At 33.0% G+C, this 26,288-nt stretch carries 27 protein-coding genes; 3 read left to right on the top strand and 24 right to left on the bottom strand.

Annotation, left to right across the window (positions count from 1 at the left end):
• Positions 1 to 76 precede the first annotated feature (76 nt).
• Positions 77 to 1,300, bottom strand: coding sequence for a GNAT family N-acetyltransferase (locus AMD00_RS06000; RefSeq protein WP_053416140.1), 1,224 nt, complete (start codon positions 1,298 to 1,300; stop codon positions 77 to 79).
• 120 nt (positions 1,301 to 1,420) lie between these two features.
• On the opposite strand from AMD00_RS06000, the gene AMD00_RS06005 reads away from it, so the two are divergent.
• Positions 1,421 to 1,855: a hypothetical protein gene (locus AMD00_RS06005; protein ID WP_053416141.1), complete on the top strand. Its 435-nt coding sequence runs from the start codon at positions 1,421 to 1,423 to the stop codon at positions 1,853 to 1,855.
• 39 nt (positions 1,856 to 1,894) lie between these two features.
• Here AMD00_RS06005 and AMD00_RS06010 read toward each other — a convergent pair whose 3' ends face one another.
• The 21 genes from AMD00_RS06010 to AMD00_RS06110 all read right to left on the bottom strand — a co-directional run bounded on the left by AMD00_RS06010 (position 1,895) and on the right by AMD00_RS06110 (position 21,597).
• Positions 1,895 to 2,638, bottom strand: a complete 744-nt coding sequence (locus AMD00_RS06010; RefSeq protein ID WP_053416142.1) for a CPBP family intramembrane glutamic endopeptidase — start codon at positions 2,636 to 2,638, stop codon at positions 1,895 to 1,897.
• Between the two features lie 154 nt (positions 2,639 to 2,792).
• Positions 2,793 to 3,485, bottom strand: a complete 693-nt coding sequence (locus AMD00_RS06015; protein WP_053416143.1) for a hypothetical protein — start codon at positions 3,483 to 3,485, stop codon at positions 2,793 to 2,795.
• A complete protein-coding gene (locus AMD00_RS06020; RefSeq protein ID WP_053416144.1) occupies positions 3,482 to 4,351 on the bottom strand; it encodes an ABC transporter ATP-binding protein in 870 nt (289 codons plus the stop codon). Before AMD00_RS06020 ends, AMD00_RS06015 begins: the two co-directional genes overlap by 4 nt.
• A gap of 2 nt (positions 4,352 to 4,353) precedes the next feature.
• Positions 4,354 to 4,719, bottom strand: a complete 366-nt coding sequence (locus AMD00_RS06025) for a GntR family transcriptional regulator (RefSeq protein WP_053416145.1) — start codon at positions 4,717 to 4,719, stop codon at positions 4,354 to 4,356.
• Between the two features lie 364 nt (positions 4,720 to 5,083).
• On the bottom strand, positions 5,084 to 6,019 hold the full coding sequence (locus tag AMD00_RS06030) for a polysaccharide deacetylase family protein (protein ID WP_053416146.1): 936 nt from the start codon (positions 6,017 to 6,019) through the stop codon (positions 5,084 to 5,086).
• A gap of 37 nt (positions 6,020 to 6,056) precedes the next feature.
• Positions 6,057 to 6,752 (bottom strand): hypothetical protein, encoded by a 696-nt coding sequence (locus AMD00_RS06035; protein WP_157059180.1) that lies wholly within the window; start codon positions 6,750 to 6,752, stop codon positions 6,057 to 6,059.
• 71 nt (positions 6,753 to 6,823) lie between these two features.
• The gene (locus tag AMD00_RS06040; RefSeq protein ID WP_053416148.1) at positions 6,824 to 8,455 is read right to left on the bottom strand and encodes a GNAT family N-acetyltransferase; all 1,632 of its coding nucleotides are present in this window, start codon (positions 8,453 to 8,455) and stop codon (positions 6,824 to 6,826) included.
• A 17-nt stretch (positions 8,456 to 8,472) separates the two neighbouring features.
• A complete protein-coding gene (gene murJ, locus AMD00_RS06045) occupies positions 8,473 to 10,029 on the bottom strand; it encodes a murein biosynthesis integral membrane protein MurJ (protein WP_322787043.1) in 1,557 nt (518 codons plus the stop codon).
• Positions 10,030 to 10,054: 25 nt separating this feature from the next.
• Positions 10,055 to 11,443: an O-antigen ligase family protein gene (locus tag AMD00_RS06050; RefSeq protein WP_053416150.1), complete on the bottom strand. Its 1,389-nt coding sequence runs from the start codon at positions 11,441 to 11,443 to the stop codon at positions 10,055 to 10,057.
• A complete protein-coding gene (locus AMD00_RS06055) occupies positions 11,433 to 12,473 on the bottom strand; it encodes a glycosyltransferase (RefSeq protein ID WP_083446139.1) in 1,041 nt (346 codons plus the stop codon). The genes AMD00_RS06050 and AMD00_RS06055 overlap by 11 nt, the downstream gene beginning before the upstream one ends.
• A gap of 142 nt (positions 12,474 to 12,615) precedes the next feature.
• Complete coding sequence (locus AMD00_RS06060) at positions 12,616 to 13,311, bottom strand: CpsD/CapB family tyrosine-protein kinase (RefSeq protein WP_053416152.1); 696 nt, start codon at positions 13,309 to 13,311, stop codon at positions 12,616 to 12,618.
• A complete protein-coding gene (locus AMD00_RS06065) occupies positions 13,304 to 14,035 on the bottom strand; it encodes a YveK family protein (protein ID WP_053416153.1) in 732 nt (243 codons plus the stop codon). Before AMD00_RS06065 ends, AMD00_RS06060 begins: the two co-directional genes overlap by 8 nt.
• A 48-nt stretch (positions 14,036 to 14,083) precedes the next feature.
• Positions 14,084 to 14,839 carry a tyrosine-protein phosphatase gene (locus tag AMD00_RS06070; RefSeq protein ID WP_053416154.1) on the bottom strand — a complete coding sequence of 252 codons (756 nt, stop codon included), beginning with the start codon at positions 14,837 to 14,839 and terminating at the stop codon, positions 14,084 to 14,086.
• Between the two features lie 353 nt (positions 14,840 to 15,192).
• The gene (locus AMD00_RS06075; RefSeq protein WP_053416155.1) at positions 15,193 to 16,950 is read right to left on the bottom strand and encodes an ABC transporter ATP-binding protein; all 1,758 of its coding nucleotides are present in this window, start codon (positions 16,948 to 16,950) and stop codon (positions 15,193 to 15,195) included.
• A 337-nt stretch (positions 16,951 to 17,287) separates the two neighbouring features.
• A complete protein-coding gene (locus AMD00_RS06080) occupies positions 17,288 to 17,590 on the bottom strand; it encodes a hypothetical protein (protein WP_053416156.1) in 303 nt (100 codons plus the stop codon).
• A gap of 2 nt (positions 17,591 to 17,592) precedes the next feature.
• Positions 17,593 to 17,790, bottom strand: coding sequence for a helix-turn-helix transcriptional regulator (locus tag AMD00_RS06085; protein ID WP_038184737.1), 198 nt, complete (start codon positions 17,788 to 17,790; stop codon positions 17,593 to 17,595).
• Between the two features lie 300 nt (positions 17,791 to 18,090).
• Complete coding sequence (locus AMD00_RS06090; protein WP_053416157.1) at positions 18,091 to 18,870, bottom strand: sulfite exporter TauE/SafE family protein; 780 nt, start codon at positions 18,868 to 18,870, stop codon at positions 18,091 to 18,093.
• Between the two features lie 66 nt (positions 18,871 to 18,936).
• Positions 18,937 to 19,164, bottom strand: coding sequence for a sulfurtransferase TusA family protein (locus AMD00_RS06095; protein WP_053416158.1), 228 nt, complete (start codon positions 19,162 to 19,164; stop codon positions 18,937 to 18,939).
• A 134-nt stretch (positions 19,165 to 19,298) separates the two neighbouring features.
• Complete coding sequence (locus AMD00_RS06100; RefSeq protein ID WP_053416159.1) at positions 19,299 to 20,426, bottom strand: MBL fold metallo-hydrolase; 1,128 nt, start codon at positions 20,424 to 20,426, stop codon at positions 19,299 to 19,301.
• Between the two features lie 92 nt (positions 20,427 to 20,518).
• Complete coding sequence (locus tag AMD00_RS06105) at positions 20,519 to 21,070, bottom strand: sulfurtransferase TusA family protein (protein ID WP_053416160.1); 552 nt, start codon at positions 21,068 to 21,070, stop codon at positions 20,519 to 20,521.
• Between the two features lie 50 nt (positions 21,071 to 21,120).
• Positions 21,121 to 21,597, bottom strand: coding sequence for a DsrE/DsrF/DrsH-like family protein (locus AMD00_RS06110; RefSeq protein WP_053416161.1), 477 nt, complete (start codon positions 21,595 to 21,597; stop codon positions 21,121 to 21,123).
• A gap of 819 nt (positions 21,598 to 22,416) precedes the next feature.
• Here AMD00_RS06110 and AMD00_RS06115 point away from each other — a divergent pair.
• A complete protein-coding gene (locus AMD00_RS06115; RefSeq protein ID WP_053416162.1) occupies positions 22,417 to 23,163 on the top strand; it encodes a YqcI/YcgG family protein in 747 nt (248 codons plus the stop codon).
• Positions 23,164 to 23,188: 25 nt separating this feature from the next.
• Here AMD00_RS06115 and AMD00_RS06120 read toward each other — a convergent pair whose 3' ends face one another.
• Together AMD00_RS06120 and AMD00_RS06125 are read right to left on the bottom strand one after the other, a co-directional pair.
• Positions 23,189 to 24,514 (bottom strand): amino acid permease, encoded by a 1,326-nt coding sequence (locus AMD00_RS06120; RefSeq protein WP_053416163.1) that lies wholly within the window; start codon positions 24,512 to 24,514, stop codon positions 23,189 to 23,191.
• Positions 24,515 to 24,548: 34 nt separating this feature from the next.
• Positions 24,549 to 25,496, bottom strand: a complete 948-nt coding sequence (locus AMD00_RS06125; RefSeq protein ID WP_053416164.1) for an arginine deiminase family protein — start codon at positions 25,494 to 25,496, stop codon at positions 24,549 to 24,551.
• A gap of 264 nt (positions 25,497 to 25,760) precedes the next feature.
• On the opposite strand from AMD00_RS06125, the gene AMD00_RS06130 reads away from it, so the two are divergent.
• Positions 25,761 to 26,093 carry a DUF3862 domain-containing protein gene (locus tag AMD00_RS06130; protein ID WP_157059182.1) on the top strand — a complete coding sequence of 111 codons (333 nt, stop codon included), beginning with the start codon at positions 25,761 to 25,763 and terminating at the stop codon, positions 26,091 to 26,093.
• Positions 26,094 to 26,288: the final 195 nt, after the last annotated feature.

Genomic DNA, 26,288 nt, shown 5'->3' on the forward strand with positions numbered 1-26,288 from the left:
ATGTAATTGGGTCACCCTTTCGTTTTTAGTTATATTTACTATACAAAATTCAGCTTATATTGTCTATTCTAAGTTACTAGAAATAATCGATAAAACTTGGTACCGCATTTGGTAAAATCGCTTCAAGTAAGTCAACAGATGCAGCATCACCTTTTAATCTTTCTATACTATGCAAATACGTTGGACGTTTATACCCTAAGAACATCGTGACAAACGTTTGAATCGTCATTTGTACAGTATTTGACTCAAGCTCATTACTCACCTTTTCGATCGTTACTTCTCCAGATTGAACAGTAATTTCAAATGTTCCATGGTTCCATTCTAGGAGGGTGTCCGTTAAAGCTATACGAATGTGGAAGTTCGATCTTGCAAAAGGAAAACGCTCAAGAAACTTTTGGACATCAATAATTCTTGCCATGAAGTATGGGGAAACATTTTGCTTGATTTCACTATCCTCCATTAAGAAAGCTATAGCATCATTGCCAGAAGTTTTGCCATAGACATGATAAATCATCGAACGATGGGCGTGTACAAAGTTCCACAATGCTTTACGGGCGACTTCCTTCAAATATACAAGCTCATCAATATAAAAATCCTCTTCCATAATGCGATAGAACATATATCCAAGCGCTAAACCGTCATCATCATAATACACGGCAGCTTGTAATTTCGTATCGCTACCTTCAAATTTCTCTTCCCAATACGATTCTTGGAATTTCTCATTCCAAGCTATAGCATTTCTTTTCATCGCACCATGCGTATTTCGAGCATACCTGTTGTATACATCACGTAGATCTGAAAAGTCATCCTTCATACGTCTAACTTGCCCAGGAATATTTCTATAAAAAGGTAGTTGCGTATCTTTCACTTGATATTCTAGAATGTCGCTCATAATTTCAAATCCCTTTTTACGATAATAAGGAATGGAATAAGGGAATAGGTAGGCTATATAACGCCCTTCTTTACGCATCCTTTTCATACTCTCAACCATTAGTGTATGCATCAAACCATGGCTTGAATATTCCGGATAAGTACCAACTGCTGTCATGCCACTCATATCATAAATTGTTCCATGTATATTCACTTGAAATGGTAAATTTAATACTTGTGCAACAAGTTGCTCTCGATCAAACCAACCAAGAGCTAGTCCCTCATCGAACTGTTTACTTTTAGCATTTACAAATAATCGATCCTTATTAATAGATAAGGAAATTTGAAACACATAGTTTAATAATTCAATCGACTGACCAATTTCGGATTGTGGAATTTCCCGCATTACTAATTCTTTGGATCTTCCCATTTAAAAGCCCCCTTATCTCTTTAATTCTTATTAAAAATATAACCAAGTTTTCTTCATTTTGTACTAATTTTCATATTATATTATGTTAAACTAGGAAAAATCCTTAAATGAGGAATTTTCTTGAAATGCAAACAGATTATTGCTTTCTTGATTTTCATTTGTTTTATGACCTTACCTAATCATTCCTCTGCTACTAAATGGGTATATTCACTCGTTACTTGGGATGGCTACGTTTATGAAGTAACGGATGAACTTATCACTGAAATAGACAAAGAAATTGGACATGTCACGAGTTATTCAGATATGGAACAACTTAGTGGAAACTTTTCGAATACTTATAAAAAAGGAACTAAGTACTTCTCTATTAAAGGGATAAGTACAGAGCAAGCAATTGCTGTTCAAGTAAAGGATGACCAGTTTTTGAAGGCATTAATGAGGCATGAACAACAGTCCACTGTACTCGACACGTTACAGAACAAGCTCTTTTTCCCTTTCGTCGCTGGAATTATTATTTTGATATTGATGACCATCGTTATTATAAAACGCTTCAAATAAAAATGCCAAGAGCTACACATTGTAGTCTTGGCATTTCATTTATTTGGTTAAAGATCCTAAAGGAACTGAAGAATATGTTTTCCCCTTATTCTTTACTCGTTTCCATAGGAAAATTGAATATACTAATAATACGAAAAAGATGATATATGCTGAAGTGATCGAGCTTTCGACATTTCCCATAAAGTTGAAAAAGTTATTAAAGCCGTGGAACAACATCGTAATGATAATCGACTGCCCATCCATTACAAGCAACGCTAACACTAATCCTACAACAAGTGCATACAAAATTTGAATAATCGTATCTTCAACTGATTGGCCACCTAATAACTGTAATGAGTGTGTCACACCGAAAAGAATACTTGAAATCCAAACTGCTGTAAAAGTACCCTTTGCTGATAATATTCGCAACATCATTCCTCTAAAAACTGTTTCTTCGATAAAAGCGACGATTAATAACTGCATAAGAAACATAGCAATTAGGTTAGGAACAGATTCAAAATTTAAACCGTTAGTGCTAAATAGAATGATACACAATACGAGAATAAGTGGAACATATAGTAGTAGACTTTCTTTATTAAATTGAACTTTCATAAAGAAGTATTGACGCCATTTCTTTTTGAATGATATATATAGGAAAAGAATGATTGCTAATGGAGCCAGCATAACAAATTGTAAATATGGACTGGTGGGTTCTGTAATCGTTACAAAGGCGCCATTTAACGTATAGAAGAACATTAATAGTAATTCCAAACCAACAATTTTAAAGACGATTTTTTTATTCATATCGCTATTTCCCTTCTCGGCTAAATTTCCTCAATCCGTTCATCTTATGATAATAGATTGCCAGAGTATACGTTTCTAAGACGAACCTTCTAGATTTCCTTATATCAACATTTACTACTTATGTTTTTTCATTTCTTATACATTTAGTAATCGACTATTCTCTTTTTAAATCTACTCTATTCAATAATAAATACGTACATGCCCATAAAACGATGGAAACAATCAATAACCAGCCAAAAGAAGCAAGAGCTTGCTCGCTATATACTCTTTCGAAGAAATCAAACAAGTTGCTGCGAATAAAAGGTAATGAGGTTGCTAAAATTAACACCACTATGACACTAATTGGCCCTACTAATCCCCATTTGTAATACAATGCACCACTCAGCATTGCTGCGCTACTAACTAAAATTCCGACACAGAAATCGATCCACATATTAGTAACAATTAATGAGTGATCCGTAAAAATGCTACTCCAACTAAAGATATTAAAGTGTTCGATGCTAAACGAAGTTAATATTTGATTTACAGAGACTAAAATGATGATGTTAATAAGCGCCATCACAATAACATTTTGAACACGACTCAAAATACTTGCTGTCATAAACTCGCCCCGTGTTAAACCAAAATGGATACAATAATTAAAATTTTTACCTATTAATACATAGCTAGAGATTGCCATAAAAATGTAAATTGCCACACTGTTTGTAAATTGTGTTGTAAAATCATTTACAGTTACTGTAAGAACAAGACTAAGTGTTAGAAATAATAATAAGAATCCCCAGAAGATACTTTGTGTTTTTATGTTTCTTACTTCCAATATACTTTTAGCTGAAAGTATCCGATTCATAGTATTTGTTCCCCTTTCTCAGTTACATGAACAATAATGTCCTGCATATTCAACGCATTTCTCTTACAGTTTTCTGGCATTACATGTTCTTTTTCCGATTGATCGAAGACAATAATTTCTCCATTCCCCATAAAATGCTTTTCTTCCAAAATGGTGAATTTATTTTTTATTTCCTCGATTTCTTTAGTCGGACCTGTAATCGCATAAACTTTCTCTTTCAGCTCATCCGTTTGGATATCTAAAAGTAGTCTGCCTTTATTAATAACGTATACTTTTTGAAATAAGGAACTTACTTCGTCAATTAAGTGCGTTGAGAAAATAATTGTGCGCGGAACCTCTATATAATCATTAAGAAGATATTGATAAAATTTCTTTCGTGCATTCGCATCCATACCGATGTAAGGCTCATCGAAAATAGTTATTTCACATCGACTTGAAATACCTACCATCACGCCGACTGCGGATTCCATCCCTTTTGACAGTTCCTTAATCTTCTTCGTACGATCTAAATCGAATAGTTCTAAAAGAGATTCAGCCACTTCCTGATTCCAGTTCGGATAAAAATTCCTACATAACTTAAGTAACTTAGAAATTTTCATATCAACAGGGAAGTTATTACCTTCTTGAATAAAACAAACCTTCGCTAATACTTTTTTGTTATTAAACGGTTTTTGATCATTTACATATACTTGACCTGAAGTCGACGACCACTCACCAGCGATGATTTTCATCAGTGATGTTTTGCCAGAGCCATTTTTACCTAAAAAACCAACAATTTGATTTTCTTCAAAATCAAAATTTAAATTATCTAAAATCATGTGATTTTTTATTTTCTTTGAGACATTTTTCATTTGAACAACAGTCATTTTCATTCCCCCTGTTTATCAATAAGTTTCTTTACCTCATCAATCGAAATCCCTAGACGTCTCGCTTCTTCTAATAATGGCTTTAAAAAAACATGGGTAAATTCATTCTTTCGTTGTTGTAAAATTTTCCTAGTAGCCCCTTCTTTTACAAACATACCTATTCCCCTTCGCTTATATAAAATCTCATCCTCAACTAGTATATTTAACCCTTTCCTCGCGGTCGCTGGGTTTATCTGATAAAATTCCGCAATTTCATTTGTGGAAGGTACTTGCTGTCCTTCTAAAATATTGTTATTCAATATTTCATTAGAAATGATTTCTGCCACTTGTTGAAAAATTGGTACTTCACTGTTTACATCTAATTTCAAAGTATCTCCCCCTCTTGTGAGTTGAATTTAGTTAGTCGGTTAGTTACTTGTGTAACTAACTATATAACAACATGAAATTAATGTCAATAAATAAATTTAATGTAAATAAATCAACTAACAACAAAGTTAATTACAATCAGCAAGTTCCATAAACTGGTTGAACTGAAGTGCCGTACTTTATTTAGAAAACAAAAAACGGGTGGGATAAAATAGATAGACAAAAATTTGTAGATACGGATATGTAAGAAGCAATTGAAGGAAAGCTTGAAGTCGTTAATCATCAAACAGCTGCTCATTGGGCTACAGATTGTGCTGAATAAATAAAACAAAGTCCAAAGAGAAATTGCCTGTTCTCTCCGGACTTTTAATTTTTCTTATTCGAATTAATCAAATTAACGATATCTCTCATATGCATGCTTTGGAAATTATATTTCCCCTTTAAATATTCAACATGCTGTAATATTTCCTCAAGAAACTGAAGATTTTTTTCGGTGTTCTTTCCAAAATTATGTGGGTGCCACCATAAATGATAATACTCATTGTTTTTAGCTGCTTCCGTTAAGCTCTTTTTAATACGTTGTAATCGAAGTCTCTCTAAAAATCGCAATTTAGGGCTATATGGTCTTAAAAAACGGCTAGATGGTACATTAATAATCGGCTGAGTGCTAACTTTCTCCAATTTATAGCTATGATGACCTGTAATATTTATATAATGATCTGCTAATCGAAAAATTCGTTTTATAGCTGTATTCATTTCTTTAATGTATGGGCCGTATATCCAGCTATCTTCATTTCCTCGATAAGCGGTTATACCATATTCATCACATAGCTCTAGATACGCTAAATTAACTTGATTTCTCGGAAATACTAACGAAGAAATTCCTTCATTCAAATTAACTACTGCCTGTAGATCCTTTTCGAAATGCTCGATTTTTTGCCCTTTTTCAAGACAATAATAATGACTGAAAGTATGTGAGCCAATCTCTTGGTTTGGCATTTCTTTAATTTTATTAATAAGTGAATTTCCATAATGATATAAATCTACTTGTTCATCTTCACCGACATTCGGTAGGTTATGTTTTGCTGATAAAGCTTCATTTTCATATGGAACTTCTATACTTTCCAAGCAAGTTAGTAGTTCTTTTTTATCTTTACAATGAATCATTCCCACAATGGCCCACGTAGCATGAATTTCATATTTTTGAAATAACTGAAGTATTTTAGGGATAGCTTTGCGAGAACCTAGAATATTTTCTCCATACTTGTCAATTGTAAAAACATCATGTACTCCCCAATTCAACTCAAAATCTAATGAAACAATAAGAGCCCCCAGTTCTTCATCCTTTCTTCATTTTTTTTATACGTAACCACAGTATGAATTGCCCTATTTTAGTATTGGCTTCATAGCCGGAATATACATGAACTATTTCCCCACCAAACTCCATTTTGAAACTACGAATATTTGGATTCGTTGTAAGTCCACCCATATCAAAAATTGTATGGTTTCTTGATTTAAAATATAATATATTTCTCCAAATCAAAAATCTATTCGCTTCGCTTAATAATCTTTTTTCTTCAGTTTTCTCTTTCATGCGAAAATGAGAGGCAGAATATAAACAACAAGCTATATTACCGTCCGAGATATACACTCGATAACAAAGCACTTCATTTTCTTCATTCAAAACTTTCGTGATTACAAGTCCATTCTTGTCTTTTAACATATTCATTGTATTAACATGAAAGGAGTTACAAGTGTACGTATTTGCAAAAGTCGCAAACTGATTATAAAACTCTTGAAATGCTCGAATATCTGCAATTGATGGTTTTTCAAGAACTTGTATATGAAAATGATGGTCTGCTGCTTTTTTTATTTGCTTTCTATTAGTACGATGCAAATTCTGAAGTAATTCATTTTCACTTTTAGTTAAATCGATATAAAGTGTTTCAAACTGCTGTAGTTGTTTTTTAGGAACTAGAGAATGGGAAAAACCTTCAATATCTATCAATTTTTCAGTTGAAACAATCTCTTTCAAAAAGTAATAACTATTCATTTTTATATTCAGAAACTTTCTCTCTAATAGAATAATAAAAGGCACCTTCTCTTTTAATTTTCTACTTCTTTTTTTATTTTTTTCTTCCCTAAGATTCTTGAGTAAGAAAGCCTTTCAGTAATAATAAAATCATTTGATTGAAGTGTTCGAATACTTTTTTTATCAAACTTATTTGCATGTACTACAATGTACTTCGGTCGATAGGTTACCTGAACAAAAGAAAGGATTTCATCTAAGTTTTCATTCTCCCAATCTCTAATATAAATGGTCTTTTTCTTTAAGTTTTCTACTACTTCAATGTCATCTAGCCGAATGACATTTTCATTTACCCAAAATGCATTATTCACTTCAGTTGCATAATAACCATTATATCCGTTATATATTTTCTGAAGTATTTCTTTTCTTTGATCTTTCATTGAAAGAGCCATTTCAGCTGTTATTTGTTCAAAGTGACTATCCAATTTCATTTCACTAACCGTCAACTTAGCTATTAAATATTGTTTTCGTTCATATACAATAGGTTGCAGTCTATTCTTCCAAATATCTTTCCAAAAATTAAATTCCCCTTTATTTCGAAGATAATATTTCAACTTACCAATTTTATTTCGTCGGAAAATAACAATGGAATAGTGTTTTCTAATCTTAGAAAATACCATTTCCTTTAACCAAATAAAATTACGAAACATTCTTGCTCGTATTGTATTTGTCGAGAAAACTGTTTTTCTCGTATAATCTTCACCTGTATTCCACTCTAGCTTATATGGTTCATATCCGATGCTCATATCGAGTTTATGAAATCCATCGTCTATATTTCTTTTTATCTTTTCTTTAACTAAAATTCTCCCTGGACCATAGACATCAAAATCTGAATCATGCCCTAATACATATCCCAAATACCTTCCTCTACATGCAAAACCGTACGTAAATGCAATCATTTCATTTTGTAACATCAATGTAGATAAGCGAACACTTAACTTCCCCTTATTCTGTTCAGCCAAATATTTAAAAAAAGATTGCTTTCTAATACTAGAAAATCCACTCGTATCATTTTTCTTTTCCCATCGCTTTTGATGCACTTTAAATACTTGATTGATCTCCGTTGCAGGTGAAATTTGTAGTTGAACATCACCTAGTGCTCTCAACCTTTTTTCCCTACGATCTAATCCATGCAACTTATGCCGAGGTTTCATGTAATCTTCGTAGGTTATATTTTTCAAATCAATATAAGGAGTGACAATACGAGAATATCGCTCCTTCATATTTCTAGCTTTCAAATAATTCGAAAGTTTACTATGTGTTTCTATAGTTTCTAATAATCCATGTAAATAAAAAACTATACTCTTCTTTTCTTTTATTAACGCATCAAATACAAACATAATGACTTGGTCTAAGTCTCTTTTTCTTGCAATAATATCCATATAATTAGCATCTCCGAGAGCTAGAAAGTGCAAAATATACCCATACCAAGTTTTTTCTAATTGAAATGGAAAGAATGCAATCATACGATCATTTTCTTTTACTGCATATATTTCTACTTTTTCATCCTTTCCTAAAAACCTCCACCAATTATAAACAAATTCATACTCTATAAATGGATTTGTATTATTATTTTCTTCTAAAATAGCTGACCATTCTTTCTCGTATCTTCCCAAGTCCATATACGCTGTAATTTGAATGAGTTCCAAGTTATCCTCCATTCGGTTTAGGTTTGTTTTGGACGGATTTTTTTTAACAAGAAATTTACTAATAGTTTTGATTCTTTCACCTTCAAAAGAATAATAGTTAGGAAATAGATACTGCTCCCTACAAGGATGACTAAACTTATTTTCAATAAAATGTTCCAATCCGACAATGCATATTTGTATAAAATATATACAACAGCACCCATTACACTGGACGCAAAAGTTACTTTTAATAAGGTGATGAAATTCCCTTTCAAACCAAATGATCCTATTTTTTTTCGAAGCTTTATAACTAAAAGAGTTGAGCAGAAAAGTGCAGAAATACTCGTGGCTAGTGCAATTCCACTGATTCCCATATATGAAGATAGTATAAAACTTAAAAGAATATTCAAGATAACTGCAAAAGAAGCATTATACATAGGAGTTTTCGTATCCTGAATGGAATAAAAAGTCCTATTTAATATCTCGCGAATACCATAACCAATCATCCCTATAGAATAGAAAAAGAGTGCACTAGTTGTCATATCTATTGCATGTTCGTCAAAATGGCCATGTCCATAGAGTAATCTAATGATAGGCTCTGCTAAAACCATTATTCCGAAACTAGCAGGAACTACAATCAAAATGACAACCGAAATCACTTCACTAATTGATTTTTTAAAGTCTTCCTTATTTTTTTGAACAGCCAAATTAGAAATGAGAGGAAACATTACCGTAACAAATGAAAGAACAAAAATACCTTGTACGAAATCATTTAATCTACTAGCATATGTCAAAGCAGAAACTCCACCTTCCACTAAAGTAGAAGCAAGAGTTTTATCAACCATCAAGTTGATTTGGTCAATAGATATTCCAATCATTATTGGAAAAACGACAACTGCCATTTTCTTTATATGCTTGTCGTTAAACTGCACAATCGGAATATAACGGTAGTTTGTTTTTTTTAGTGATGGGATTAAAAATAGCAGTTGAATGAACGCTGCTGTAACACTTCCAATTGCTAATGCAATAATATTTGTTTGAGTGCTAACAATAATTGAAATAATAATAACAAAATTGAACGGCAGTCCAATCATGGCTGGTACTTTGAATTTTCCATACAATTGTAGATAACTGCTGAAAAGCTGAGTAACACTAGTGAAATATATACCTACTAATCCGATTCGTGTAAATAGAACAGCAATTCTTAAAGTTTCTCCATCAAATCCTAAAGCAAATAATTTTACTAGCACATTTGAAAAAAGAAGACCAATTAATATAACTGAAGTTGTAACTATCAAAACAATGTTTATGAGATTATTCGTAAAATATGTGGCAGTTTGCTGGCCTTCACTATGTTCGATTTGTTTAAACATTGGAATATATGCCGTGGATATCCCTGAAATGATAAGACTAAACAATACAGATGTAATCGTAATGGAAATAATATAGGCATCACTCGTAGAAGAAGCACCATAAAAATAGGATAGTGTAATATCCCGTAGAAATCCGGAAACTTTTGATAGAATTGTTATGACCATCAAAAGAACAGCTGTTTTTTTTATAGTTTCTATGATTTTTCCTTCTTTTCTTTTTATTTATGTTGCAATTCTATACTTATGATTATCCATACTCGGTCTTCATCGAATCAGTCTCCAACGAATCGAATTCCATAAGGTTTTTTATTGCAAAAAGTAGTAAAAGGAAAAAACTTTCATTAGACATTGCATTTAGTGACAAGTAACTTATCCCTATACAAATTATAGGTAACCAACTTATAAAATCTTTTTTCAAATTCTTTCTGTAAGCATTGCTATATTTTAATAATGTTGCTATTAACATTATAAAAACTAGGAACCCTACTAATCCCCATACTACAAGAATTTCTACAATAATATTATGTGCTTCAAGTTGAATACCTGATCTAAGGTGATAATCTTGAATTCCTATCCCGAAAATCATATCTTTTGTATCAGACATTAATAATTGAATATATTGTTCAGCAAGTACATTTCTATTACTAGTAAGAGCAGAAGGATCATCGATGAAATCTGTAAATCTAGAAAGTAGTAAATTTAAAATAGAAGTAAATTCCGAAATAAAGAAAATAGAAAACACAACAAGGAATCCAATTACCGCCATAATAAAAAACATGATTTTTTTATTTTTTTTCAATCTAAAAATAATCTTAATAAGTAATAACGCTAACAACAGAGAAATAACTAATAAAAACATTCTTGATAAGCTGAGTACACCAAAAGCAACAAAAAAAATAAATATCAATGGATACATGAATTTAAGAAGTTTATTTGTCTCACGATTTACGAGATATAAAAGTAGAAACAATGAAATCATTACATACATTGAAAAATAATTTGGATCTCCCGCTCCACCTTTAAATCTAATAGTTGCATTATTTGACATCAGAGTACCGTAACTCCCAAAAAAATCTAAGATACCATAGCATATTGAAATAAACACACCTGTAATAGAATATATAATCACGATTTTATGATTATATGATTTCAGGGAATAAAAAAAATATAAAGAAACATATAAAATAGCGATACTCCAGCTAAATAATAAGATAATAGATTTTATATCATAATCAAAAATATGGCTCCATTCATAAGCAATAAAAAAAACAATTATTAAAAGATAATTCTTATGAATAGGCTTCTTAAAATTAAAAATAAAAACTTTAAATAAAGCAATTCCCATTAATACATTTAGAATTGGTACAGACATACTTGGTATGGGAATAAACATTACTGCTAAATTAGGGATTAGTGAAATTAAAATTGCAAATGTGTGATCTGGTGAAATAAATAATATACGGAAAGCTAAATAGATACCTAGACTATAAACTAATAAATTTATATTAAATAACTTGTCACTTAAAATACAAAATCCTATGATATATAAGTCTAGATAACCTAATCTTTGACGTAAGTGTTGACTAGTTTTTTTTGAAGTATAGCTCAATTGATCTTCTCGAAATTCAATGGACACTACAATACACCTGCTGCAATTGATTCTTATAGTCTTCCATATTAAACATTTCTTCTGCTTTTTTAGAAGCCCTTAAAGACATCTCCGCATATTCATTCTCTGAAAGTGAAAGTGAAATTATCGCATTGATAAATTCCTGATCGTCTTTACAAATAACACCACAATTACTATTAACAATACTCTGCATTTCTTCCAGATTAGGTACTATTATAGGTTTGCCCATTGATAAAGCTTCAATAGCCACCATCGGTAACCCTTCAGATTTAGATGTCATAACTAGAATTTTTGAGTTTTGCAAAACTGGGTAAGGATTATCCATAAATCCTATTAAATCAATGTTCTTCTCTAATGCTAATTCTTTAATTAAATTTTCACATTGTCCTTCTAAGCTTCCTTCCCCCATCATTACTATTGAGATAGTTGGCATCTTTTTAACTAATTGATAGATAATTTTAATAAATCGTAGTGGATCTTTAACATCTTCCAATCGTCCCACGAATGCTACGTCATATCTTCTCTCAGTTGGAACTGAAGCCATTTCAGCTATTCGTTTAACATCTACAATATTTTTAATTACGATTGTTTTTTCTTTGAATATTCTAGATAAAAATGTATGTTCTTTAATTGCTGGTGTAACTACAATTATTTTTTTTATTTTTATACATGCTAAGAAAAATAGTATTGAAAATTTATTTATACTTTTCAACCATTTTGGATATTGATGAATATGTGAGACTACAGGGATATTAAAGCTTGCAATTAAACTTTTAAGAGTCGCAGTAAAATCATGCGCATGAATTATATCAGGCTTCCATATTTTGATTGCTTTTCTAATTTGTTTAATCGACAGTTTTTTCATCGGAATATAAGTAATGTCTCTACTAATCAGTATTTTTTCAATACTTCCCATTGGTGATGAATAGGCTGATTCGGAGAGTTCAGATAAATTATTTATGATACACATAGCTACATTTTCTGCACCAGCTAGTCCATCAGTGCTTAGAATATGTAAGACTTTTCTGTTCATCATGTTCCCCTTCCGCTCAACAATATGAAAAAACTTATTCTTATCTAGCCACTTAGATTTCACTTAGATTAAAATTAGCAAACTACTATATTAGCGCCAAACGTTTACAATATTGACTGATTAGATATATCAATCCAGCTACAATTTACACATCTTGCCCATAATATTCATAATAATAATGCCCTTTCTCTAGTTTAAAGTTGTTCAAAATCGTCCCGATTATGTTTGCTTTAGAAGATTGAAGTACTTCCTTAGTCTTGACGGCAAATCTTTTCTCAGTTGACCCTGCATTGATAACCAAAATTGTTCCATCACACTTTTCAGATAAAATTTGCGCATCTGCTACTGAAAGTACTGGAGGGGCATCGAAAACGACAATGTCATATAACGCTTTTGCCTCTTTGATAAATAGATCCATAGATGTCGATCCAAGGAGTTCTGCAGGATTCGAAGGTATCGGGCCACAAGTTATTAAATCTAATCCTTTAATACCGGATTCTTTAACTACATCAGCGATTTTCCATTGGATCATTAGCAAGTTAGTAAATCCCGGCGAGAGCAACTTATTAAACGTATGATGCATAGTGGGTTTTCTCAAATCTGCATCTACGAGAAGTACCTTCTTACCTTCTTGTGCAAATGCAATAGCAGTATTAGCTGCTACTGTTGATTTGCCCTCCCCTTTTGAAGCAGAAGTAAAAAGTAATGTACAAAATTGCTTGTCCTTCATCGAGAATTTGATGTTCGCTCGGACCATTCGAAATTGCTCTGAAACAATTGATCTTGGGTCAGTACTTGTAATAAGCTTTCTTCGATGCTCCTTCCGCTTCTTCTTAAACATCTTTTACCCCTCTTTTCTTTTTATTTTTCTTTTTCTTTTTTGATTTCTTTTGTGAAATTGGACTAATGAGACCAAGAATCTGTAACTCTACTACTTCACTAATATCTTGCTCTGTTTTTATAGTTTTATCTAAATATTCAATAAGAAATGCTATTCCTACTCCAATCATTAATCCAATAAGAGCTGCAATAGCCATATTGAGAATTGGGTTAGGACGGATTGGTTTACTATTTTTGATTTCGACTGCAGGTGAAAGTATCTTAACGTTATCAACGTTCATTAGTTTCGGAATTTCTTCTTGAAATACTTCCGCAGTTGTATTGGCTATTTCAACAGCTTCTTTCAAATTTGTATTCTGAACACTCACGTTAATAACTTGTGAATCTTGCTCACTGCTTACGTTGATATTCTTATTAAGCACTTCCAAACTATCGTTAAGGTTCAAGTTATTCACGACTTTTGTTAAAATAACAGGACTTTTTATAATGACACTATACGTATTAATAAGTTGGAGATTCGTCTGGACATCTTGTTGTATAAATTGTTTATTCTCCACGTCCTTTTGACTGATAAGAATTTGTGTAGACGTTTCATAAACCGGTGTTAAAAAGAAGTAACTAACTCCCCCTGCAATAGAAACTGCTAATATAAATGTACTAATAATGAGTAAGAGTCTTTTCCTTATTGTTTTGAATATGTCATGTAGGCTAATCGTTTCTTCCATAAGAGTTATCCCCTCCTTTTTTGCCATTCTTTTGAAAGAATTCATTCATTAATCTCGAACTTTTTTGAAACTGATTGGACGTTTAGGTTGAAAACTAGTGCCATTTATTACGTGTTTTGCATTTTCACTATAATAAGATACATGACCCTCTGAGAATTTTTCTCGTATGTATTGATATGCAGCTTTCAATAAAAAAGGTCGCTTTAGATAATGATGAGCATCTGAAGAGATAAAATGGACTATATTATGTTTAATCAAATACTTTATGTATTTTTTTATGGCTCTACCATTTACACCAATTAAACTGGATGCTGTTACTTGTACGAGAGTACCTTTATTCACTAGGTCATATAGCTTTTGCTTGTCTTTTCTAAATACCATATTCCTTTCAGGATGGACTATTATAGGAATAAAACCTTTTAATTGTATTTGAAACAGAATATCAAAAGTAAAGGGAGGGATATGATTTATCGGTAATTCTATCAATATATATTTGCCACTATTAGCTAGTGTTATTAGGTCGTTATTTAAATCAGCTATCAAGGTATTGTATATATGCGTTTCTTGACCTGGTAGAATTTCCAATGGAATCAATCTTTCATCTAGTTCCTTATTCAAATTGACTACAGCCTCTTCAACTACAGAAGATGGGTTCATATATTTTCCATCATGATGATGAGGGGTAGCAATAATATGTGTTATCCCATTTGATACTGCATTCTCGGCAAGTAACACAGCCTCTTCAATTGACTTTGGCCCGTCATCAAGTCCGGGTAAAATATGATTATGAATATCTACAAGCAATCGCTCCGCTCCTCCAATAAATTGTTATGACTAAAATAATGTCGTTAATAGTTTATTTAAAAAAACCATTGGCATTTCAAACATTCATCAAAATATAGTCCTTTAATTACTATTTTTCGTCTGTATTTTTTTATTAAGTGCCTATTTTCTTGAATCTTAATAAATATGAGCTTGCTATGAGTTTATTCAACTTTTAGAGTGAAAAGAACTAAACTAATTTAACTTTTGAGAAGTATATAAATAGAAAAAAGCTGCCCTATAGTTCCGGACAGCTCTTGAAATTACTATTATTTAACTTTCATAATACGAAAATAGTATACCTATCTTAATATATTTGAAACAACTTGACATGTTTAATTTCTAAAACCATGTCTGTCTCTTTCTTGAGTATCTTGAAACTCATCTGCCATTACTAATTGATTGTAAAGCAATTGATTGTCTTTTAAGTCATTGTGTTTACCACATGTAATGGTTCCATCAGTGTCTACGACAAGAATTTGATCCACTCGTGAAGCAAAAGATAGTCGATGGCTGACAATGATTTTAGTTGAGACCAGTTCCTTACTCCAAATCAACTCCGTGATTTCCGCGCTTAGTATAGGGTCTAATGCCGATGTTACCTCGTCAAATATAAGAATAGCTGGATTTCTCAACAATGCACGTGCCAGTGCAATCCGCTGCCGTTCTCCACCCGAGGCTTGAACAGCATTTGGGCCAAGAACTTCTTCTAATCCATTAGGTAATTTTTTCACAAATGACTCTAATCGAGTGATTTTAATTACTTCATCAATTCGTTCGGGAGATATTTGATCCGCATTTGATATGCCATACAAGAGATTTTCTCTTAAAGTACGGTTCCAAATGACAACACTTTGAGGTACGATTCCAATTTGTTTACGTAATTCGTCTTTGTTCCAATCTACAGTAGGTATACCTGCAATGCTTACTTCACCTTTGTTTGGATAGTACAAACAAGTGAGTAAATCAATTATTGTACTTTTCCCTACTCCACTTGGGCCAACAATCAAGGTAGTCGAATTTTGCTTTGCGGTAAAATTAATATCTATTAATCCTTCTTGACGGTCAGGATAATGGAAATCCACGTTTTTAAACTTGATTTCTAAAGCATTATCTTCCATAGTCTTTCCTTTGTTTTTAGGATGCTCTGACTGCGAATCCAGCAAAGTATAAATTTGATTGAGTACAATTTTCACCTTTTTTGTGCCGAGCTGTGCTCTTTGTAAGCTTGATACAGATTGAAAAATCATAGGCACATACGCTATAAAAGCAACGATACTGCCGAGGCTTAGCAAATCATTTTGAACTCTTATGTATCCATAAATAATGACAATGCTTAAACAGAGCGATTGAATAAAAATCAATATACCATTTACATTTATATCTGAAATTAGTCGTCTTTTCATCCAGAAACCACGATCTATTTCCAACCACTTCTTCCAATTTGCAATTTCTCTATCTCTATTAGTAAAAAGACGCACTGTTCTAACGTTCGCCAACACTTCCTGAAGAAAATCAGCACTACCTATTCTTGCATCTCTATAGTTACTTTCAACCTCCTTAACCTTCTTCCCTGTCATCGCTGTTAAAAAAACTGTTAGTAATGAAAATACTAATATTATTAGGCTAATAGGTACATCAAGCAACAGCATGGATCCAAAAGTTAAGAGTAATGTAAAAACAGATAATATGGCTGGAACCAGCTCGTAATCAATATAGCCATCGCCAACTATTATTGAGTCTTGTACATTTTGATACATGCTTCCAGCTGAATTTTTGTCCAAATACTCTGTTGGTTGATTTAACATACTTTGAAATGTATCTTCACGGAGTTTTTGTGAGATTTTTTGGCCAATGCCAGATAGGAAATATGTTTGAATATAGGAGATTACAGTAGCTAATATAGGAATAGAAATAAGTAGAGTAACATTCCTAATGAAAGAAGTTGTTTGTCCACCAGTAAGTGTATTAATAAGATTCTTCATGACGAGTGGCTGTGAAACCATAAGTAGTGTCGATACTAAAGATAAAGCTAATCCTATTATAATGGGTTTCCATAATGGTTGAACATAATTAATGAACAGACGTTTCAATACGTTTCCCCCTATTATAAATACAGTTTTTATTAGAGATTAATTAGTTGCCATTTGGTGTTTACTAGAGTGAGAATATACATTAAAAAAATCCAAGTAGATTAAATCACTTGGATGCACTTTAGAATAAGCATATTTCCTTTGAACTCTCAATAATAAAGTGATTATTTAGATAATTTGACTTAGATTTAAGTAAATACTAAGTAGAGGAATTTATTTCACTTCTCTTTAAAAGAATTATCACCACACATTCTAATAGATAAACTAAATTCAAAGTGCCTCAAGATGTTAAATTGTACCATAAATAGTGTTAAATATAACTAAAAATCAAAAGATACTAATTTTGACTTTGTGCAAATGCTGCTCCTATGGCGTAGGATACCATGTGACCAACATAAATCGCTGTAATTAAGAAAAAGGCAAGTAATGAATCAAAAACAAAAAGTGCTAAAAACCAAACAATGACAATAATCCCTGTTGACGCAAACCATGCATAAGAACGACCTAAATGATGGATACGATTATATCGCTCATCAACGATTTTTTTCTTTTTCAAGTACATATGGTTTCCTACAGTTGTTAATAATAGAATTGCCACTACAAAGGTGAAAATTCCAATCCCCATCCACATTCTTTCCATTCTTATTCCTCCTCATAAATAAAAACATCTTCAATTGAACAGTTGAATAGTCGAGAAATTTTAAAAGCTAAAGTAATTGAAGGATTGTATCTTTCCTTCTCCAATGAAATAATTGTCTGTCTAGATACTTCTAACTTTTCCGCAAGATCATCTTGTGTGTAATGATGTTTTACTCGAAATGCTTTAATGTTATTTTTCATTTTATCTCCATCTTCTTAGTAAAGTTAACTTTACATTCATTTTAATTTACAATTTATTCAAAGTCAAGCTTGCTTTACATTGAATTCAAATAAAAAAAGGGTACCAGCAAACAACGAATATCTATCTTTCCTATAAAACTGTTCGGATACAGCAAATTAGCTAAAAGACTTTGCTCTAATAGTTGATTTAAGAACTAAAAAGTAAAAAATAACCATTCTTACACCTTAGTGATCTTCTTTTGCATACATTCAATAGAAAAATGCAGGATATATTTTCTTATCCTGCATTCATGACTTCTTCTACATTAAAATGTCCAACCAGATTTTTATAGCGGTTGCACCAATGATCAATGCTAGCATCATCTGTAATAATTTTGTATTCATTGCTTTAGCGACTTTGGCTCCAATTGGCGCTGCAATCAAACTTGCTGCTACTAACACTAACAATGGCCCCCATTCTACTTGTCCAGTTGTAATTTTCCCAATTGATCCACCGATGGAAGAAATAAACGTAATTGCTAAACTAGAAGCGATTGTTATACGAGTTGGGATTTTTAAAATGACAAGCATGATAGGTACTAATATGAAACCACCTCCTGCTCCGACAATACCGGAACCTATGCCAACGATAAACGCTAAGCCAGCTGCAAGAGATTTATTAAACTGCACTTGATGCACTGGCACATCAGGAATTTGTTTACGAGGAATAAACATTAATATTGCTGCAAGTAATGCAAACACTCCGTACACTACGTTAATACTTTCTGCCGATAACCCATTCGACCCAAAGCTACCAAGTAAGCTACCTGCTAATACTGCTATACCCATTGTAAAAATCAATGATTTATTTAAATATCCGCCTTTACGATACGCCCATACACCTGCAATCGATGTCACAAGTATTTCAACTGCACTAATACCAGCAACTTCGTGTGAAGTAAAACTTGTTAAACTAAGTAATGCCGGAATATATAACAGCATCGGGAATTTGATAATAGCGCCACCAATACCAAGCATTCCGGAAATAAATGAACCAACAAAACCAATGAGAAATAATACAGTTATTAATGAAAAACTCATTTTTTTTCCTTCTTCCTTACTAAAAAAGCGAGCATCGATTGCTCGAGTACCCGACCATTTATTCTTTTATGCTTTTTCTATGAAGAAGCTTAATACACCTGCATCTTCTTTCTGTTCTACGATATTGTGACCTCCAGCTTTTGCCCACGCTGTAAAATCATTTAACGCGCCTTTATCTGTTACCAATACTTCTAGTACTTCGCCAGAAGCAATTGTATCGATTGCTTTTTTCGTTTTTACTATTGGCATCGGACAGGCTAGCCCTTTTACGTCTAAAGTTTTTATGATATTCAAGTTTATTTCCCCTTTTTATTTCGTTTTATTTTTTATGTTGGAAAAAATCCTCGCTTTTCCTTATTAAACTTGCAAACGAATAATCTGCAATCGTACACATAACATTTCTACCATCTGTTTCCAAGTTCAAAAAATCATCTTACAGCACAACGGTTTGGACCAATTTCCATCTCTGTTTGCGCTTCATTATCTGGTGTAATTTCACCCATGTTCACTCGTCGAATTTCTTGGTATGCGTTTGGCTGTGGTGGTAAATTCTCGGTTACAAGCGTACGAAATTCCTCTTCGTCTTTAATATTCAACCCGTAGTTTTCTACAAATAAATCACCTAAGCGTTTTGCGACTGTACCATCTTCGTTTAATTCATCAATTTTCATAAAGTGCGAAGGATGAACGATTAAGTCCTCTGCTAATTCGCGGTAACGTCTATAAAGCGTTTCACGTAAGTCACCTACCCAGTCCTCTGCAAGGCCAGCTAAGTCAGGACGGCCAATTGAATCGATAAATAAAATGTCACCAGTAAATAAATATTTACCATCGATTACTAAAGAAGTTGATCCAATTGTATGACCTGGTGAATATAGCACACCAACATCAATTTTTGAGCTACCAAGTTGTACTGTTAAACCATCTGCAAGTTCTGTGTATTCGAAAACAACTTCTATAGCATCGGCTTTTGGTAAGTAATACTTTGCACCAGTCGCAGTTGCTATAGCACGACCACCTGAAATATGATCGGCGTGTAAATGTGTATCAAATACATGTTTTATTTCAACACCTTTTTCATGAGCAAAGTTTGTAAATACTTCCGTAAAACGTACCGCATCAATTAAAGCTGCTTCACCTTCAGAAATCACCATGTATGAAAGACACCCCTTACCCAGACGGATAAATTGATATAATTCACCGCCGTTCGGAAGTTCGCCTACTTTTATTGGCTCTAAGTACATACTCCAAGATTTCATACCTCCTGCAAGATAACAAACGTCAAGTCCTTCGACTGAAAGCATTTCAGCAATCATAATTGATGAACCTTCTTTTGCACAAACGATTAATACATCTTTATCCGTTGGAATTTTTGGAAGGATTTCTTCAACACCATCAAGTAGCTCGAAATAAGGTATATTTAAGTACTCAAATTTCTGACCTTCAATTTTCCAATCTTCAAATGCATCTTCATTTCGTACATCTAAAATGAATAATTCCTTCTTTTCGATAACTTTACGTGCAACGTCTGCTGCGGTACATGTATTTACTGTCATATCCACTTTACCCCCATAGGTATTATTTTTCCGATTTTTTTGCAGTAAAAAATACTCCTACTGCACGGATGAAAAGTTCTATTTAATACATATTATATATTTTTTGTTAATTCACCTTTCCAGGCTGTCATCCCTGGTAGTACGTTGTATACCTTATTAAATCCAGCGTTTGCTAACTTATGTGCCGCCATATCACTACGTTTACCTGTTCGGCAAATCACATAAATTTCCTTATCCATATCTAATTCTTTTATCCGTGCATCAAGCTCGCCCATTGGAATGGATATTGCACCTTCTATATGACCGAATGCGTATTCAACTTCTTCACGAACGTCTAGGATCACTCCAGAACGACCTGTGATTTCTTCAATTGAAATGGTATTTTCAAATGTTTCTTCCACATTAATATCTTTTGAACATTTACGAATATAGTGATATAGGATCTCATTCTCTTCAATGGTACCAATATACTGATGTCCAATATTGCCTGCCCATGCAGCTAAATCTGCCTTTGATCCTTTATCCGTTGCTTGTACCTCAAGAACTTCACCATCTACTAAGCCTTCCATTGCTTTTTTCGTTTTAACGATTGGCATAGGGCAAGCAAGCCCCTTAGTATCTAATTGTATATCTGCTTTTAACATCTCTTACGCCTCCATACCCACAGGGGTATTATTTATGATAAAAAAATATTTTAGATGAACAAATTAACATTGCCGTCTTCAGCATCTGCTAGGTACGCTGCAACGCCTGCATAATGTACTCCGTCTATTAATTCATCTTGTTGAAGTCCGAGTAGATCCATTGTCATCGTACAGGATACTAATTTAATATCTTGTTCCTGTGCCATATTAATCAATTGCGTTAATGTTAAGGCATTATGTTTGTTCATAACGTGCTTAATCATTTTTGGGCCTATACCCATCATTTGCATTTTTGATAAACCGAGTTGTTCTGCACCACGTGGCATCATTTTGCCAAACATTTTTTCAAGGAAACCTTTCTTCGCTTTTATATCTTCTTGTTTACGAAGTGCATTAATTCCCCAAAAAGTGTGGAAAATTGTTACTTCATGATCATATGCGGCTGCTCCATTTGCAATAATGTAAGCTGCCATCGCCTTATCATAATCACCGCTAAATAATACGATTGTTGTTCTTTTCTTCTCCATTCCAAACTCCTTTATACCACCAGGGGTATTATTTCTTTTAAAAATAAATAGTCGTAAGCCTTAGTGACTTTTCCCGACTACATTTACCGTTTCCTTAAAGACTTTTTTGAGTTGTCTTCATCTGCTCTTTTAATTCAGTTCAGAAGATTATCTGTATCTGTAAACATTACACAAAGTTTCACTAGAAATCAGAATGTACTGCCCTATGCTATACTATGACCTACTTGTATCTCTTTCCTTCTTCCAACGTTCGAAGAAATGCAAGCACTTGAACTTCACTTCAATGAGTTTTAACCGATTACTTACTTTATATCATCGTTCAAATTCATAGTATCGCAAATCGCTGACAACTTTCTTACAAACACCATATTATACCCCCCTGGGTAAACAGTCAACTAAAATATCTTGAAAGAATCTATCTTGATTAACCGTACTTTTTATTCATTTCGGAATATTGAACTATCTTAAAATTAATAAATCCCCTTAGCTACTTAATACTATTTTTAGGTTAGGAATATACAGGGCAGTATTATCAAAACATCTGATATGTATAGCTTAGTACAACTATTATTCTACAGTATTGACATATTTCTAAACATCTTCTTGAGGGATAATTCCATAAACCCCGTTAGCAATTTTAGAAAAGTTTATGAACTCACGATTGTTACAGTTACTATCAATTGGAGAGGATTATCCATTAATGGTATTAGTTTATTTTTTATAAAGCATAACTGCTGATTTTCAAATAGCTCCAGATTCATAGTCACCCATTTGTACCTCCTTTAATACAGTAATTAAGTATAGAAGGAGGCGTCTGAAGTGAAAGGTCTTTTAGAAAAACGGTGGATAGATGTACATTTTAAAACACTTCCATTATGGCAACAATCAGCTTATACATCCTTCTCTTCCATGATTGCAGATGAAGACAATACGTATCCGTGTTTCCCAGCAAGACATGGATTTTTCTCGAATTACCTTAGATTTAGTTTTGTAGGAGATCCACGGGAACTAAGTTCTATAAATGATCTTGCAAACTGCTTGAGGACGTATGGAAAATGTTCACGTGATGTAGGGAAAAATACCGCTTTAGCTATTTTCTTGGAAACACCAGAGGATATGATTGAGGACTATGACTGGGAGGATTATCGTAAATTATTTTGGTCCATATTAAATAAGCTGACTACATTGGATGAAAAAGATTGGCCAACAGATATACCTATAGATCCCTCACATCACAAATGGGAATTTTGTTTTGATGGAGAATCTTATTTTATTTTCTGTGCCACACCTGCTCATACATTACGAAAGAGTCGCCATTTCCCATCTCTTCTCCTAGTAGTTCAGCCACGTTGGGTGTTCGATGAAATTAACAACTCTACTGATTCTGGACTCAAAATGAGAAATTTGATACGTGAACGCCTTGTTGCATATGATGGCATTTCAAGTCATCCTGATCTAAAATGGTATGGACAAGAAGACAATCTTGAATGGAAGCAATATTTTTTAAGCAATGATGATAATAGCGAATCCAAATGTCCTTTTATGAGGTTAAAAGGCAAATTTTGAATTCGCCCTAAATCAGTACCTTTTATCAAACACTCTTTTTACTCTCCTCTTTTTTCACCATTATAAATGCACAAATTCCAATAATGACTATAAAGAGCAGACTCACATATAATCCGAGTCTGCTTGTTTTTTCGCCTAACGTACCTGATATCGTTATAACGATCAACAGCATTCCTATAATTGTTTTCACTCGTTCCCATAGCGACACTTTCATCAGCTTCGTATAAGTCACTAAAATGAATAACCAATTATACAAGAGCATCAAACCAGCAGCTGTTATCAAGTATTCAAAAATCTTATCTGGCAGCAAGAAGCCAATGATAATGGTTATGAGCAAGCCAACAGCTAAAAAAAGAAATGCAGGTAACGGCACTCTCATTTTCCCTTTTTTCGCCAAGGAAGCAGGCGCATCATGATCTTCTGCAAGCGAAGTTAATATTGTCAGTACTCCGTATAATGAGGCAACCATCGTCGAAAAACCAGCTATTATCAGAATTCCATTGAAGACGTCCATTACATATGGGAGCTGAAAATTTTCAAGAGCTGTAATAAATGGACTTTCTTCTACTTTGAATTTTTCCCAAGAAATGAGTGTCAACGCAAGAGCAATGGACAATACATAGATGATGGTCAGTACAATTATCATAACTTTCCCGGCCTTAGGTGCTTCTTTGGGATCTTTTAAATCAATAACTAAAAGGCCCATTACTTCAATTCCACCGTAAGCATAAAAAGCATAGAGCAGCGCAAGCCAAATCCCTCTATATCCCTCTGAAAAGAAGTTCTTATAAGTATCTAGCAATGAATTGACGTCACCCGGTTGACCATTCATCCCCCTGCTCAATAGGATCACAGCAACTATGATAAACATGACTATAGCTGCCATTTTCATCAATCCAAAAATATTTTGAAATTTTTCAAACCCTTTCATGCCTGTAAAAATAACAAGTAAACCTAGTACAGCGTAAATGGATGTTCCTATCCAAATAGGCAAAGATGGTAACCAAAACTGCGTAAATATCCCTAATGCTATGAGCTGACTTCCCATAATGAGCATTTCAGAAAGCAAATATACCCATCCATTGCTAAAGCCAGCCCATCTTCCAAAAGCTTTCTTAGCATATGAACGGAAAGATCCTTTATCAAGATGCTCTACAGACATTTTTGACAGTGCATCGTATACGATATATGTTCCGATTGCAGCTAAAATAAAGGGAATTAATACAGCAGGTCCACTTTTCTCAATGGCTATACTTGAACCAAGAAAAAAACCTGTTCCAATTGTACATCCCACTCCAAGAAGAGATAACTGCCACCACGTCATAATGCCTTTCTTTGTTTTTGACCCCATTAGGATCACTCCTATACATTTATTGCAAAGTGTTTTATTTTAACGATTTTCGTCTCAGGGGCAGTGTCATACAGCGAATACCTCCTCCACCTTTCTCTAACTCTGTTACTTCAATTTCAATCATATTCTTCTTTTGCAATTTAGGATGATTTTTGATCATCTGCTTATGTGCTTGTTTACTTATTAATAATGTTTCTGGATCTATGTTAAGAAAGTTAATATCAGGAATAGTGTTATATTCATCTAGCCAATGTACTTCAAATCCATGGCGTTTTAAAAATTGCTCTGGCATTTCAAATCGAGATACATTCTCTGTCAAAACATTTATAGGTAAATAGCGCACGAAACTCTTTGCTATAAGTAAATCCTCGTTTGCTACATTACAATTCATATCCAAATGAAGTGTATCTGACCTACGTGGTAAATCAATTATTCCTATTTCAGAAAAACCAGCATGAAAAATCTTCTCCTTAACCTTCTCCACACTTTCTTTACTTGTCCGCATCCCAATATTTATTAATACAGCATCTCTATTAAGAATTAGAACATCTCCACATTCTAGTGCTCTCACATTATCATTTTCATGTAATAAAAAGGTTTTTGGAAACCATTTTTCCATTAGCGAATGTGCATGAGTATACTCCGGACGCCTCATTGAAACCCCTGCTTCCCCTGGTAAAATGATGTCTCCAAACACACATGCAAGATCCCGTACAAAATAACGATTAAGCAGCTGATCACTTAAATTTCGTTCATCTGGCGTTAGCTCCTCTGAATAATCAATGACCTTAATTCCTCTATTCTCCAAAGTATATTTGAATTCCATGAAATTTTGTTGTGCTTTTGCATGATTAACAGAAGAACTCCACCCTACATACTCAGCAGTCTTTAATTTTGGCACCTCTAGCTTAGATGGGGCACAAAGCAAAACAACCTCAAGCTCTTCATGCTCTGACCAACAATTAGGTTGAAATGATAACATGATGGATCCACTCCCTTATGTACATATCTTCCTTATTGTTAGCACTCTGAAATGAATTATGCATAAGGATTGGCGCAATCTTCTATAAGTTCCAATCAAAACTATTAACGTGAACGTATTATTCGATGTAATTTTAAAATTGTATAAACCTATTATTCACCTAATTTCATAACTATCAAACGGCACAATTATACAATTAATTCCTATCAATTAATTGTATAATTATGTATAATGAGTAAAATATAACTTAAAAGGGATGGTTAGATGAAGAAAATTATTATTGGTCTTTTAACTGCAAGCGTATTAACATTCGGAGTAGTTACACCTACTTCAATTAACGGACAAGATGTAGCATACGCAAAGTCAAAAGTAACAATTACAAAAAAAGAATTCAATAAAATTAAAAATGGAATGTCTTATAAAAGTGTAAAAAAAATCGTTGGTGGTAAAGGAGAATTAATTTCCGAAGTTGGTCAAAAAGGAGATCCATATTATACTTATATGATAATGTATTATGGTAAAGATGGCATATCAAATGCTAACTTTACATTTCAAGGCGGGAAATTACAAATGAAGGCACAATTTTTATTAAAATAATAATATATGTATTATTTTATAAAATTAATAGAATGATATATATTAAAAACCCCTTCTCATTGAGTTGGGGTTTTAAAATTGGAAAGATTGAAGCTTGTATTATTGTTGCAATATGTTATTTATTTAATAGCAGAATACCCATAACTCCTACGAGTGCTTCATTTGGAAATTAATTTTTACGTACATACAAAAATG

The sequence above is a fragment of the Viridibacillus arvi genome (genome assembly GCF_001274945.1).
GTDB lineage: Bacteria > Bacillota > Bacilli > Bacillales_A > Planococcaceae > Viridibacillus > Viridibacillus arvi.